The sequence below is a fragment of the Kingella oralis genome (assembly GCF_014054985.1).
Taxonomy (GTDB): Bacteria; Pseudomonadota; Gammaproteobacteria; order Burkholderiales; family Neisseriaceae; genus Kingella_B; species Kingella_B oralis.
In genome coordinates this window covers 608,485-622,065 of record NZ_CP059569.1, presented here as the reverse complement: position 1 = coordinate 622,065, position 13,581 = coordinate 608,485, and the positions used below count along the sequence as shown (strand labels likewise).

Below are 13,581 nucleotides of genomic sequence, written 5' to 3'. Positions count from 1 at the left end.
TTGAACCGCCCTGCCGCGTGCTGCCGTAAGCAAAACGATACGGTGCGGCGTGTGGGCGTGAAGAGCGATATTAAAGAACTGTGATGGCGGCGCGGTTGAAATCGCTATTGGATTTTCAGGCTGCCTTTGGAAAGATTTGCTGCATATTTCATTCGCAAAACGAAATTCATGTTTTTTGAATGATGGGATTGATGTTGCAACAAATGGAAAATGGGTTAGCCGTCGTCTTCGGGCTGATTTAGGGCTCAACTTGATTATGTTTTTATTGGTTAGGCTGTTTGCCAATAAAGTGGAACGTCAAAGTGCGTTATTTTGTAAAATGGATGGCTACGGCTTTTTTATGCAATAAATTCATTTTCAGGCTGCCGATGTATTGGTTTCATTCATCATTATTTCAAAGCCGTGTGCGCTGAAAATGGCGTTTTAGGCAGCCTGAAACCGCCCAAAACAAGTTTCGGATTATAGAGAAAATGGCATCGTTTAGCAAAGAAATAGTCAATCATATCAGCGTGGCAGAACACGAAGCGGGGCAACGTCTTGATAACTATTTGATTAAAATTTTAAAAGGCGTTCCCAAAAGCCATATCCACCGCATTATTCGCGGCGGCGAGGTGCGCGTGAACAAGGGGCGCGCCAAGCCTGATTATCGCGTGGCGGCGGGCGATTGCGTGCGCATTCCGCCGATTCGTGTGGCAGAAAAAAACGTTTCAGACAGCCTGAAAACCGTGCCGCCGCGGGAATTTGAAATTATTTTTGAAGACGATGCGCTGTTGGTCATCAATAAACCCAGCGGCATTGCGGTGCATGGCGGCAGCGGCGTGAGCTTTGGTGTGATTGAGCAGCTGCGCCAAGCGCGCCCCGAGGCAAACTATTTGGAGCTGGTGCATCGGCTGGACAAGGACACCAGCGGTTTGCTGATGATTGCGAAAAAGCGCAGTGCATTGGTGAAGCTGCATGAGATGCTGCGCAACGACCACCCAAAGAAGATTTATCTGGCGCTGGGCGTGGGCGCGTGGCAGCCTGAAAACCGCCATGTGCGGCTGCCGCTGGTGAAATACACGGGCGCGGCGGGCGAAAAGATGGTGCGCGTGGGCGATGAGGGGCAGTCGGCGCACACGATTTTTCGCGTGCTAGACACGTTTTCAGGCTGCCTCACGCATTCGGTGGGCATTTCAGCGTTGAGCCTTGTGGAGGCGACGCTGAAAACGGGGCGCACGCATCAAATTCGCGTGCATATGCAGGCGAGTGGCTGCCCGATTGCGGGCGATGAACGCTATGGCGATTATCAGGCGAACAGGCGTTTGCAAAAGCTGGGCTTGAAGCGGATGTTTTTGCACGCGCATCGGCTGGTGTTGGCGCATCCGTTGTCGGGCGAAACGTTGGATTTAGTGGCGGGGTTGCCTGAGGAGTTGGAGCGGGTGTTGGGGCGGTTGGCGGCGGGGGGAGAGGCAGCCTGAAAACGGGAACATTGGTTTTCAGGCTGCCTTTGAGGACAAATGGCATAGAAATTGCTGGAAAATATGACCTGTTGCGCTTGATAGCAGGCGCATTTTGCAAACTAAGAGCGGTAATACCGCCTGATTTTTGTAAGGTGATTAATATGGAACCTACTTCTAAAAACACTCAATTTCAACAAGCTATGGCTGCTCACTACAAAGGTGATTATGCCCAAGCTTTTAAACTGCTTAAGCCAGTTGCAGAACAAGGCGAAGCCATAGCGCAATATTATTTAGGTTTAATGTATCGAGATGGTCAGGGCACAACAAAAAGTTATACACAAGCAATGATATGGTTTCAAAAAGCTGCTGACCAAAATTATGCAGAAGCTCAATATGACTTGGGTAATATGTATTTTACTGGGCGTGGTGTAAATCAGGATACTGAACAAGCATTTGAATGGTATCAAAAAGCCGCGAATCAAGGACTTGCCCATGCTCAATACACTTTAGGTTTTATGTATAGCAAAGGTAATGGTGTGAATCAGGATGATAAACAAGCATTTGAATGGTATCAAAAAGCTGCCAATCAAGGACTTGCTATAGCACAAAACAATTTAGGTTGGATGTACCATCAGGGACGCGGCGTAGAACAAGATTTCCAGCAAGCCAAAATATGCTATCAAAAAGTGCTAGCACAGCCTGATACACCAGAAAATCCCAATATTGCCAATATCAAAGCACTGGCTCGTGAAAATTTACAAGAATTAGAACGCATGGGCATTCGCTAATCCTCCCAATCCAACAGGCAGCCTGAAACCCCAAAAAACGGTTTTCAGGCTGCCTTATATATAACCGCCTACAACGCCACCCCCATTTCCCACTATAATTCGCCCTTTTATTTTCAGGCTGCCTCACGCCTCCAATCAACAAGGATTTTCCATGATACCCCTTTCTCCGCCACCCGAAATCGTCGCCCGCATCAATGCAAGCGCAGAAACACCCCTTGCGCCCAACGCGCAGTTTTACCTCACCCAAAACGGCTACTGGATTGCCTGGCAGCCTGAAACCGCCGCCGTGTTGCCACCCGATTTGCCCGCGGGCGAGCCTTGCGACTGGGTGGAGGGCGCGGAAAGTTTGGCGGAATTAGTGAGCCTGATTGAAAGCGGCGATTATGAAGCCTTGCTTGCCGAGGATGCCGACAACGCCAATAAACACGCGCAAGAAGGCGGCTGCGCTTGCGGATGCGCGCATGGTTAAGGCAGCCTGAAAATGAAGATGAATTTATGGCTGTTGGCAAGGCAGGCGGGCGCTGCGGCGGTTTTGCGCTTTCGCCCCGCGCGGTTTTATGCGTATGGCTTGCCCGTGTTTGTGTTGGTGTGGGCGGCGGTGGGCATGGTGAACGCGGTGGCGTTGAAGCCGTTTTTGGGCGCGGGCGATGCCGCCATCGGCTTTGGCTTTTTAACGGCGGTTACGCGCTATTTGGTGCTGACGCGCGTGTTTTGGGAGCTGCTGCGTGCGCCTGATGGCGAGCGCGTGCCGTTTTGGGGCTATGTGTTGGCCACCGAAGCCTTGGCGATTCCCACGCTGTTCACCCTGCCCTATCCCGAAATGCGCCCGTGGGTGGGCTTGTGGAACACTTGGTGTTTTTGGGCGCAGTTTGCAGGCGCGGTGGCAATCAGCGGGCAGCGACCTTTGCGCGTAGCGGGGGCTTATGTGGTGTATTGGCTGGTTTCTTCGCTGCTGTTGTTTGTGTTTTTGTTGATGTTTGTGTCTAGCGGCTGGCTGGATGCAAATGAACTGAATGCCAACGTGGTTAAGATGTTGGAAGCAATGCAGCAGGCGCGGTAGTGAGGCAGCCTGAAAACGTTGCACAGCCTGATAACCAGCAATAATCAATTCCCCCGTTATTAACGTCGCGCATCAATGCCCAACCTACTTGCCTTCCGTCATTCCTACTTACTCGGGAATGATGGCATTTCTTGTATTTCAGGCTATCTCAGGCGTTTTGCAAAGGTTTCAGCCTAACAACAAACAGAAGTTCGCAAACTTCGGCAGGTTAAAAAAATAAACAATTTGTCCAAAAATAAAATGTCGTTTTCGCCATTTTTGATTTTTCACTTGAAATTAATGTCCAAAAAGTCTAAAATGCCTGCCGTTTCACCCATTCATCCATAGAAAGACACAAACCATGACCCCGCAAACCCTATACGACAAACTCTGGAACAGCCACGTTGTCCGCGAGGAAGAAGACGGCACGGTGCTGCTGTATATTGACCGCCATTTGGTACACGAAGTAACCAGCCCGCAAGCCTTTGAAGGCTTGAAGATGGCGGGGCGCAAGCTCTGGCGCATTGACAGCGTGGTTTCCACCGCCGACCACAACACGCCCACAGGCGATTGGGACAAGGGCATCCAAGACTCGATTTCCAAGCTGCAAGTGGACACTTTGGACAAAAACATCAAAGAATTTGGCGCGCTGGCGTATTTTCCGTTTATGGACAAAGGCCAAGGCATTGTGCACGTGATGGGGCCCGAGCAAGGCGCAACGCTACCTGGCATGACCGTGGTCTGCGGCGACTCGCACACCAGCACCCACGGCGCATTCGGCGCATTGGCGCACGGCATCGGCACGTCCGAAGTGGAACACACGATGGCAACGCAATGTATTACCGCCAAAAAGTCCAAATCCATGCTGATTGAAGTTTCAGGCAGCCTGAAAGCAGGCGTAACCGCCAAAGACGTGGCACTCTATATTATTGGACAAATTGGCACGGCGGGCGGCACGGGTTACGCCATCGAGTTTGGCGGCGAAGCCATCCGCAGCCTGAGCATGGAAGGGCGCATGACGCTGTGCAACATGGCGATTGAAGCGGGCGCGCGCAGCGGCATGGTGGCGGTGGACGACACCACGATTGATTATGTGAAAGACCGCCCTTTCGCCCCCAAAGGCGCGGATTGGGACAAAGCCGTTGCCTATTGGAAAACATTGGTATCAGACGAAGGCGCGGCTTTTGACAAGGTTTACCGTTTTCAGGCTGCCGATATTGAGCCGCAGGTAACATGGGGCACATCGCCCGAAATGGTGTTGGACGTGAGCGGCAAAGTACCCAACCCCGCCGACGAAGCCGACCCCGTGAAACGCAGCGGCATGGAGCGCGCGCTGGAATACATGGGCTTGGAAGCAGGCACACCGCTCACCGACATTCCTGTGGATATTGTGTTCATCGGCTCGTGCACCAACAGCCGCATTGAAGATTTGCGCGAAGCCGCTGCCATCGCCAAAGGGCGCAAAAAGGCGGATAACGTGCAGCGTGTGCTCATCGTGCCTGGTTCGGGCTTGGTGAAACGCCAAGCCGAAGCCGAAGGCTTGGACAAAATCTTTATCGACGCGGGCTTTGAATGGCGCGAACCAGGGTGCTCCATGTGTCTCGCCATGAACGCCGACCGCTTGCAGCCGCAACAACGCTGCGCATCCACATCCAACCGCAATTTTGAAGGGCGGCAGGGCAATGGCGGCAGAACCCACCTCGTCAGCCCAGCGATGGCGGCGGCAGCGGCGGTGGCCGGGCATTTTGTGGACGTGCGGGAGTTGTAATCTGTAAAAAGGAAGTGCAGGCTGCTTTGAAGTGCTTTTCGGCGTTTCAGGCAGCCTGAAATGTCAATTTCAACAAATTTCCAATAGAACGCCCCCGCCATGACCGACCTTGAAAACCTATACCACCATGCCATCCAACGCATCCGCCTGTACCCTTGCTGTTTTTCCGGCGCCAAGCGCGACTACCCCGTATTCGCACTCTACCCACCCGAATACCAATACTATTCCCATCAAATCGCCGACTGCGGCGGCTGGTATCGCGGTACGGAAATGCGGCTAATCAGCTTGGACGGATGCGGGAATTTCTATGGTCTCCATTGCAGCGGCGAAGTGCGCTTCTACAAGCACGCAGATAAAAGCAGCACCACGCTGGCCAAAAGCGAGAAAGAATTTTTAGCCGGCATTCGGGAAATAGAAAACCAAACGATTTCTATGCCGAATGGCCGATAAACCGCACGGGCAAACAAGGGTTTTAGGTAGCCTGAAAGCCAGGGTGTAGGCTGCTGCTTTTCTGTTGCCCACCTCATATCCACCCACCGCTTTCAGGTAGCCTCAGCCCATGCAGATACCCTTTTTCCGACAAATCCAAAATAGCTCGCGCATCCTGATTGCGGGCTGCGGCGGCGGTTACGACCTCGCTTCCGGCATTCCGCTGCATCTGTATTTGCAGAGTTTGGGCAAATATACCGTTTTAGCAAACCTTTCCTTCTCGCAATTGGCCGAAAGCGGCTGCGAAGCAGTGTTTCCAAACTGCTATCTGATTGACGAGAACGCCGCCAATCTGCCCTATTTTCCGGAAAAGCACATTGCAGAATGGCTGGCCGGTTCAGGCTGCCGTGCGCCCGTTTATGCGTTTGCAAAAACAGGCGTGCGGCCACTGCGGGATGCCTATCGCCATCTACGCGAAAAACATAGGCTGGACACGGTTATTCTTGCCGACGGCGGCACCGACAGCCTGATGTTTGGCGACGAATGGGCAACCGGCACCATTGTTGAGGACAGCCTGTCGGTTATCGCTGCCAATGCGGCAGGCTTTGAACACCGTTATTTGGCCGCCGTCGGCTTTGGCGTGGAACACGATTTAGACCATTACACGCTGTTGCAGAACATGGCGGAACTGACCCGCGCACAAGCTTTTCTCGGCGCGCAATCAATCACCGCGCAAATGCCCGAGGGTGCAGGTTTTCTGAGCCTGACCGAATACCTAAACCACCAAAGCAGCCACCGCAGCATCGTTACCAACGGTATTGCCGCCGCCATGCGCGGCAGTTTCGGCGACATCCATTTCAGCCTGCGCACCGAAGGCTGCGAACAGTTTGTCAATCCGCTTATGCCGCTTTATTGGTTTTTCAGGCTAGATAAATTGGCCGAACGGTTGCCGTTCAAAGAACAGGTTTCTGACAGCGAAACCATGCAGGAATATTACCGACTCTACCGCATCCACCGCGCGATACACGGCCGGCGGGCAGGGCGGCGCGATTTGCCGATATAAGCCTTCAGGTTTCAGGCAATCTGAAAACTATCTCAGGGAGCCAATATTAGACCTTTTGCGAAAGTATCCTGAAGATTTACAATTTCCAAATGAAATACGAAAACCTCATCCAAAGAAGCGACAGGGAATTCAAACGGCTCACAGGTGTAACGCCCGTCCTTTTTCATGAAATGCTGCAAGTCACCACAGAAGCAGAAAGCCGGAAGATCAAGTCGGGCAGGCCGCATACACTCGGTTTGGCAGACCAACTGCTGTTTACCCTAAGTTATCTGCGCCATTACCATACCCAACTCGAATTGGCCGCCATCTACGGTCTTTCTGAAAGTAATGTCTGCCGCACCATCCGTAAAACCGAGGACGCCCTCATCCGTTGCAAACGCTTTTCCCTGCCAAAACCCGGGCGATCAAACGGTCATCATTGACGTTATAGTCGATTAAAATTGCGACGTTATAGTCGATTAAAATTGCAATGATACGGCGTTTGCTCGCCTTGACGTACTACCTGTACGCCTTGCGGCTCGCCGCCTTGTCTCATTTTTATTTTAATCCACTATAGTCATTGCGGATAAGGGTTATCAAGGATTGGCTAAAACCGGATTACAGACCCCAAAAAAGAAATCCAAACATCATCCGCTGAACAAACAGGATAAAGAGGCGAACAGGCGGTTAGGCAAACTCAGAACTGTCATCGAGCACATCAATAGGAAGCTGAAAATATTCAAAATATTGTCTCTACCTTACCGCAACAGGCGGAAACGGTTCGGGTTAAGGGCAAATCTGATTGCAGGACTGGTTAATGCGATGGGATGAATATTTTCGCAAGAGGTCTATCCATGCAATACGAAGCCCCAAAGTTCAACGAAAAAGACAATCCCAACATCCCACACGACACGCACCACGGGCGAGAAATCCGCGCCATGCTGATTTATCTTGCCATCACCGTTGTGGTGATTTGGGCGCTGGTGGAAGTCGCCGTGCGCGCCATGCCCTATGTCATCAGCCTGCCGCGCGAAAAGCAATGGTTCAGCTTTGTGGGCAAAGAGCTCATCGCCGATAAACACACCCAGCAAGACCCCCAAATCACCGCCCTTGCCGCGCGGCTGGGCAAACACATGAATCTGCCCGATAACTTGGTAACCGTGTACATCAGCGAGCAAGAAATTCCCAACGCCTATGCCACATTTGGCGGCAATGTGGTGTTGTATCGCGGGCTGCTCAAAGAATTGCCCAGCGAAGAGAGCGTTGCCGCCGTGTTGGCACACGAAATGGCGCACATCAAACACCGCGATCCCCTGCGCGGTATGTCGCGTGGTTTAATGTATAGCGTGATTGCCGCCATGCTCGGCAGCGAAACGCAAATAGATGCCCTTGTGAGCATCGGCAGCCTGAAATACAGCCGCGATATGGAGCGCGCCGCCGACAACGCCGCCATAGAAGCCATCGCCAAGGAATATGGCAACGTGGGCGGTGCCAGCCAATTGTTTGCAACGCTGGAAGAAATTGAACAAAAAGACCACAAAAACCACAACATCGCATGGCTCAGCACCCATCCCGACACCCGCGAGCGGCAACACAATGTTCAACAGATAGCCAGCCAGCTCGGCTATCAAAACAGCCCCGCCAAATTGCCCAATATCTGGCAAAGCAAATCGCCCCAAACACCTTAATCCGCAGCATTCACTCTATTTGCAAGCTGCCCAAATTTAAAATTTCAGTTAAAATACAGACACATTTTGTTAATCTACACGTTTATCAGAATGGTCTCTCGTGTATTTATTTAACCCCACCTTTATAAGGAAAATAGCATGAAAAAAGCTCTACTCATCACTCTCGCCGCGCTCACCCTAGCCGCTTGCACCGACACGCGCAGCCATGTGAGCGAAAACTCAACCAACTGGGAAACCGTGAAATATCAAGTGGGCGCAGAAAAAGCCCCCGCGCAGTAAGCCAATTAGGCAGTCTGAAAACCATTTACCTGTTTTCAGGCTGCCTATTCCAACTCCCCCAAACCACACAGAGACACCACCATGAAATCATTCACCCAAATCACCGCCATCGTTGCCCCGCTTGACCGCAGCAACGTGGACACCGATGCCATCATCCCCAAACAATTTCTCAAATCCATCAAACGCAGCGGCTTTGGCGTAAACTGCTTTGACGAATGGCGCTACCTAGACCACGGCGAACCTGGCATGGACAACAGCCGCCGCCCGCTCAACCCCGAATTTTCGCTCAACCAACCGCGCTATCAAGGCGCGCAAATTCTGCTCACGCGCAAAAACTTCGGCTGCGGTTCCAGCCGCGAACACGCCCCTTGGGCATTGGATGATTACGGCTTTCGCGCCGTTATCGCCCCCAGCTTTGCCGACATATTTTTCAACAACTGCTACAAAAACGGCTTGCTGCCCATCGTATTGAGCGAAGAGCAAGTGGAACAACTGTTCCAAGAAACCTACGCCAACGAAGGCTATCGGCTCACCATAGACCTTGCCCAGCAAACCGTAACCACCCCCAGCGGCGCCGCCTTCCATTTTGACATCACCGAACACCGTAAACACTGCCTGCTCAATGGTTTAGACGAAATCGGCTTAACCCTGCAACACGCCGATGAAATCAAACACTTTGAACAACAACGCCAAGCCAGCCAACCTTGGCTGTTCCACAACACATAAACCCATTTTCAGGCTGCCTCATCACACAAAGGCAGCCTGAAAACCTTTACACCATCCCACCCGAAAGCCCACCATGCCCATCGCCCTTGCCAAACAACTGCTCTCCCAACCCAGCATCACGCCCAACGACCACGGCTGCCAAGACATCATCGCCACACGGCTTGTCGCGCTCGGTTTCAAAATAGAATGGCACAACCACGGCAACACCAAAAATCTCTATGCCCGCATCGGCAGCCAATCCCCCGTGTTGTGCTTTGCGGGGCACACCGATGTCGTCCCCACAGGCGACACCGCCCAATGGACATTCCCCCCCTTTGAGCCAACCGAACACAACGGCAAACTCTACGCCCGCGGCGCAGCCGACATGAAAACCGCCATCGCCTGCTTTGTCGTAGCCGCCGAACGCTACCTCACCGCCCATCCCCAGTTTTCAGGCAGCCTCGCCCTGCTGATTACCTCCGACGAAGAAGGCGACGGCAAAGACGGCACCACCCGCGTGGTAGAAACCCTACGCGCACGCGGCGAAACCTTTGACTACTGCATCGTGGGCGAACCCACCGCGCAACACCAACTGGGCGATATGCTCAAAAACGGACGGCGCGGCAGCCTTTCAGGCAGCCTGAAAATCCACGGCAAGCAAGGACACATCGCCTATCCCCATCTCGCCGAAAACCCCATCCACCGCGCCGCCCCCGCGCTCGCCGAACTCATCAACACCCAATGGGACAACGGCAACGCCTACTTCCCCGCCACCAGCTTCCAAATCTCCAACATCCACAGCGGCACAGGCGCAACCAACGTTATCCCCGCCGACATCGCCGTGCAATTCAACTTCCGCTTCTCCACCGAGCAAACCGAAGGCAGCCTGAAAAGCCAAGTCCACCAAATCCTAGACGCGCACCAGCTGCGCTACGACCTAGACTGGCAACTATCAGGCAACCCCTTCCTAACCAAAGCAGGCACGCTCACCCAAATCGCCCAACGCGCCTGCCAACACATCTGCGGCATCACCCCCGAACTTTCCACCACTGGCGGCACATCCGACGGACGCTTTATCAAAGCCATCAGCCGCGAGCTGATTGAACTCGGTTTCGTCAACGCCACCATCCACCAAATCGACGAACACATCGCGTTAGACGACATCCCCAAACTCACCGCCATCTATCAAACCATCATGCAAGAATTGTTTGCCTAACACACCACATAGAGCGGACGACTCAGCGCTATTGTTTACCCCAAAGGCAGCCTGAAAGCGAGTTTATAAGCTTCTGCGAAGCTAAAACATTTCTCGCCAGCGCACGGCTTGCCAGCAAGCCGTCAAAATCGCGCAGACAGTTTTCAGGCTGCCCAACATTCCCCCCGCGCCCCACCATCATCAGGAGACCCACCATGAAAACCATCGGCATCATCGGCGGCATGAGCCCCGAAAGCACCGCCCTGTATTACCAAACCATCAACCGCGAAACCAACCACCGCCTAGGCGGCAACACCAGCGCAGAAATCATCATGCACAGCGTCAATTTTGAAACCGTGGTGCAACTGCAAAAGCAGGGCGATTGGGCAGCCGCAGGGCATTTGCTGGCAAACAGCGCAACCAAACTGGCAGGCGCAGGCGCAGATTTGCTGCTGCTGGCCACCAACACCATGCACAAAGTCACCCCCGCCATAGAACAAGCCGTCAGCATTCCGCTGCTGCATATTGTGGATGCCACCGCCTAAGCCATCAAACAGCAAGGCTTGCACACCGTCGGCCTGCTCGGCACGCGCTTCACCATGAGCGACGGCTTCTACACCGAGCGCATGGCAGCGCAAGGCGTAAACACCATCGTCCCCAACGAAGCCGAACAAAACGAAATCCACCGCATTATTTTTGAAGAATTGTGCGTCAATAAAATTCAGGCTGCCTCCGCACAATATTTCCAAAACGTTATCGGCAGCCTGAAAACGCAAGGCGCGCAAGGCGTTATCCTCGGCTGCACCGAAATTTGCCTGATTGTGAACGCGCAAAACAGCCCCTTGCCCGTGTTTGACAGCACCGCCCTTCACGCACAAGCAGCAGTCAATGCCGCGCTGGCGCAATAATTCCGTATAATCTCCCCTTTTCCAATTCCCATTAAAAAAACCATGTTAAGCAACTCCACCATTCTGATTACAGGCGGCACCGGCTCATTCGGCAACACCTTCGTCCCCATGACCCTAGCCCGTTACAACCCCAAAAAAATCATCATCCTCTCCCGCGACGAAATGAAGCAGTGGGACATGGCGAAAAAATACCAGGGCGACAAGCGCGTGCGCTTTTTTATCGGCGACGTGCGCGACAAAGACCGCCTGTACCGCGCGCTGGACGGCGTGGATTACGTGGTCCACGCCGCCGCCACCAAAATCGTCCCCACCGCCGAATACAACCCGTTTGAGTGCGTCAAAACCAACATCAACGGCGCGATGAACCTGATAGATGCCTGCATCGACAAAGGCGTGAAAAAAGTCGTCGCCCTCTCCACCGACAAAGCCAGCAGCCCCGTAAACCTTTACGGCGCCACCAAGCTCGCCAGCGACAAACTCTTCGTGGCCGGCAACGCCTATTCCGGCGAACACGGCACACGCTTTGCCGTCGTGCGCTACGGCAACGTGATGGGTTCGCGCGGCTCGGTGATTCCGTTTTTCCTATCCGTGCGCCACACGGGCGAGCTGCCCATCACCGACCCGCGCATGACGCGCTTTATGATTTCGCTGGAACAAGGCGTAGATCTGGTTTGGCACGCCTTTGACGACATGGTGGGCGGCGAAATTTATGTGAAAAAAATCCCGTCGATGAACATTTGCGACCTTGCCCGCGCCGTCGCCCCCGAATGCGCGCAAAAAACCGTCGGCATCCGCCCCGGCGAAAAACTACACGAGCAAATGATAGGCGCGGAAGATTCATGGCACACCTACGAATACCCCGAGCATTTCAAAATCCTGCCTGCCATCAACGGCTGGGACAAAACGCCCGAGCGCATCAAAGACGGCAAACCCGTGCCCGAAGGCTTTGTGTACGCCAGCGACAACAATAGCGAATGGATGTCGCAAGAAGAATTGCAAGCGTGGATTGCCGAGAACCAGCATAAAATTGGCAAGATTTGAGTTTTACGTTTTCAGGCTGCCTACGGCGTATTGAGGCAGCCTGAAAATCTAAAATGGCGCGGCGATGGCTTATCGCCAAATGACAGAGTTCAATGGACTTTACTGGTTAGTAAAATGTCGGCGAACCTTTGATTGCACCGTCGGTTGCAGGCTTCGCAAGGGTTTCAGGTTGCCTACAACGCAGCCCAGCCCCCCATTATCGCGGATACCGTTATTCCCATTACATCTTCTATCCAAACCATCAGACAGCCTGAAACATGATTACCCTAGACATCTACTTCAACAAACTGGCAGGCAACGGCATCACCCTCACCGCCAAGCAACCATTTAGCAACAGCCGAATGCTGGTGGCGAATTTTGCCTACTTAGCCCAAGCCATGAACGAATGGCAGCAAGCCGCCAAAATGGCGGGCGGCTATAAACCGCATAGCAAATGGACGGGCACGCTGTTTGTTACCCCTGTGCGCTTTAATGTGCGCGAAAATCTAGCCGACGGTTTGTCGCAAATTGAATGCAAATGTTTGCGAGACACAGGGATTGAATGCAACATGAAAGTTGTGGAAATTTGCTATCAGGGCAAACCTGTTGAATTTTAAGGCAGCCTGAAAACCGTTTTGCCGTTTTCAGGCTGCCTATTGCACAGACATTGAGGCAGCCTGAAACCCCTTCCCCACAACCGAAAGACAATCCATGAACCCAACCGAACCACGCTCCGAATACACCGTTATCGTCGATATTTCCCACGACGTATTGGCAGACGACGCAGGCAACGAAAGCAACGCCCTGTTCGTTGCCTGCACCTTTCCCGATGAAGCCGATGCCGTGAAATACGTTGCCGAAGAAATCGCCCCTGCCGTGCGCATCGAGCGTTTTCTCGCGGGCAGCACGCCGCTGGCTTTGCTGCTTATCACCATCATCGGACCGGTGAGCGCCGAAGATTTCCGCGCCGCATGGCAGGCATACTGCCAAACAGACCCGCTGCTTGCCGCCTATGTGCAAGCCACGGAGCAGGCGGTTGTGGTGTGGGGCAACGAGCAAGGCGAAACCTTGGGGCAGGCGAATTTGAAAGTCTAAACCCTTGTTTCAGGCTGCCTGCAAGCGCAGCAAAGTTGCGGCGCTAAAAATAAGAAATGTCGTCATCCCCGCGCAGGCGGGAATAACGGAGCATTGCGTGTTTCTTGTTTTATTTTAGATTTTGCAAAGTTTTCCATCCAGCCACAAACCGCTGCCCCCATTTTCATTTTCAGGCTGCCTATTGCG

General features: G+C 53.2%; 15 protein-coding genes and 3 pseudogenes. 17 read left to right on the top strand and 1 reads right to left on the bottom strand.

Translation table 11 applies throughout. The features are described from left to right. Positions 1-470 precede the first annotated feature (470 nt). The 13 genes and pseudogenes from H3L93_RS03330 to dapE all read left to right on the top strand — a co-directional run bounded on the left by H3L93_RS03330 (position 471) and on the right by dapE (position 10,393). Entirely contained in the window at positions 471-1,457 is a 987-nt protein-coding gene (locus H3L93_RS03330; RefSeq protein WP_003796929.1) for an RluA family pseudouridine synthase, read from the top strand. A 143-nt stretch (positions 1,458-1,600) separates the two neighbouring features. Continuing rightward, complete coding sequence (locus H3L93_RS03325; protein WP_081446116.1) at positions 1,601-2,227, top strand: tetratricopeptide repeat protein; 627 nt, start codon at positions 1,601-1,603, stop codon at positions 2,225-2,227. A 151-nt stretch (positions 2,228-2,378) separates the two neighbouring features. Next, positions 2,379-2,696 carry a hypothetical protein gene (locus H3L93_RS03320; protein ID WP_003796933.1) on the top strand — a complete coding sequence of 106 codons (318 nt, stop codon included), beginning with the start codon at positions 2,379-2,381 and terminating at the stop codon, positions 2,694-2,696. A 12-nt stretch (positions 2,697-2,708) separates the two neighbouring features. Next, positions 2,709-3,287: a hypothetical protein gene (locus H3L93_RS03315; RefSeq protein ID WP_003796934.1), complete on the top strand. Its 579-nt coding sequence runs from the start codon at positions 2,709-2,711 to the stop codon at positions 3,285-3,287. A 340-nt stretch (positions 3,288-3,627) separates the two neighbouring features. Beyond that, positions 3,628-5,034 (top strand): 3-isopropylmalate dehydratase large subunit, encoded by a 1,407-nt coding sequence (gene leuC / locus H3L93_RS03310; RefSeq protein ID WP_003796937.1) that lies wholly within the window; start codon positions 3,628-3,630, stop codon positions 5,032-5,034. A 99-nt stretch (positions 5,035-5,133) separates the two neighbouring features. After that, a complete protein-coding gene (locus H3L93_RS03305; protein WP_003796939.1) occupies positions 5,134-5,484 on the top strand; it encodes a hypothetical protein in 351 nt (116 codons plus the stop codon). A gap of 109 nt (positions 5,485-5,593) precedes the next feature. Further along, entirely contained in the window at positions 5,594-6,526 is a 933-nt protein-coding gene (locus H3L93_RS03300; RefSeq protein WP_003796942.1) for a DUF1152 domain-containing protein, read from the top strand. 89 nt (positions 6,527-6,615) lie between these two features. Then, positions 6,616-6,991 (top strand): annotated as a pseudogene (locus tag H3L93_RS13465) (transposase family protein); the annotation flags it as partial. Between the two features lie 81 nt (positions 6,992-7,072). Beyond that, positions 7,073-7,336, top strand: a pseudogene (locus H3L93_RS13460) (transposase family protein); the annotation flags it as partial. Then, entirely contained in the window at positions 7,333-8,193 is an 861-nt protein-coding gene (locus H3L93_RS03290; RefSeq protein ID WP_003796947.1) for a M48 family metallopeptidase, read from the top strand. The pseudogene H3L93_RS13460 and the gene H3L93_RS03290, both read left to right, overlap by 4 nt. Before the next feature lie 138 nt (positions 8,194-8,331). Then, positions 8,332-8,472: a hypothetical protein gene (locus tag H3L93_RS03285; protein ID WP_003796949.1), complete on the top strand. Its 141-nt coding sequence runs from the start codon at positions 8,332-8,334 to the stop codon at positions 8,470-8,472. An 81-nt stretch (positions 8,473-8,553) separates the two neighbouring features. Further along, positions 8,554-9,198 carry a 3-isopropylmalate dehydratase small subunit gene (leuD, locus tag H3L93_RS03280; protein ID WP_003796951.1) on the top strand — a complete coding sequence of 215 codons (645 nt, stop codon included), beginning with the start codon at positions 8,554-8,556 and terminating at the stop codon, positions 9,196-9,198. Between the two features lie 73 nt (positions 9,199-9,271). After that, on the top strand, positions 9,272-10,393 hold the full coding sequence (gene dapE / locus H3L93_RS03275; protein ID WP_003796953.1) for a succinyl-diaminopimelate desuccinylase: 1,122 nt from the start codon (positions 9,272-9,274) through the stop codon (positions 10,391-10,393). 28 nt (positions 10,394-10,421) lie between these two features. Here the strand turns inward: dapE and H3L93_RS03270 are convergent, their stop codons facing one another. After that, on the bottom strand, positions 10,422-10,589 hold the full coding sequence (locus H3L93_RS03270) for a hypothetical protein (RefSeq protein WP_155803160.1): 168 nt from the start codon (positions 10,587-10,589) through the stop codon (positions 10,422-10,424). Here H3L93_RS03270 and H3L93_RS03265 point away from each other — a divergent pair. The 4 genes and pseudogenes from H3L93_RS03265 to H3L93_RS03250 all read left to right on the top strand — a co-directional run bounded on the left by H3L93_RS03265 (position 10,588) and on the right by H3L93_RS03250 (position 13,395). Then, positions 10,588-11,280, top strand: a pseudogene (locus H3L93_RS03265) (aspartate/glutamate racemase family protein). The gene H3L93_RS03270 and the pseudogene H3L93_RS03265 sit on opposite strands and share 2 nt — an antisense overlap. Before the next feature lie 42 nt (positions 11,281-11,322). After that, on the top strand, positions 11,323-12,321 hold the full coding sequence (gene pseB / locus H3L93_RS03260) for a UDP-N-acetylglucosamine 4,6-dehydratase (inverting) (RefSeq protein WP_003796961.1): 999 nt from the start codon (positions 11,323-11,325) through the stop codon (positions 12,319-12,321). A 257-nt stretch (positions 12,322-12,578) separates the two neighbouring features. Next, entirely contained in the window at positions 12,579-12,917 is a 339-nt protein-coding gene (locus H3L93_RS03255) for a hypothetical protein (protein WP_003796963.1), read from the top strand. A gap of 94 nt (positions 12,918-13,011) precedes the next feature. After that, on the top strand, positions 13,012-13,395 hold the full coding sequence (locus H3L93_RS03250) for a hypothetical protein (RefSeq protein WP_003796965.1): 384 nt from the start codon (positions 13,012-13,014) through the stop codon (positions 13,393-13,395). The last annotated feature ends 186 nt before the right edge of the window (positions 13,396-13,581 follow it).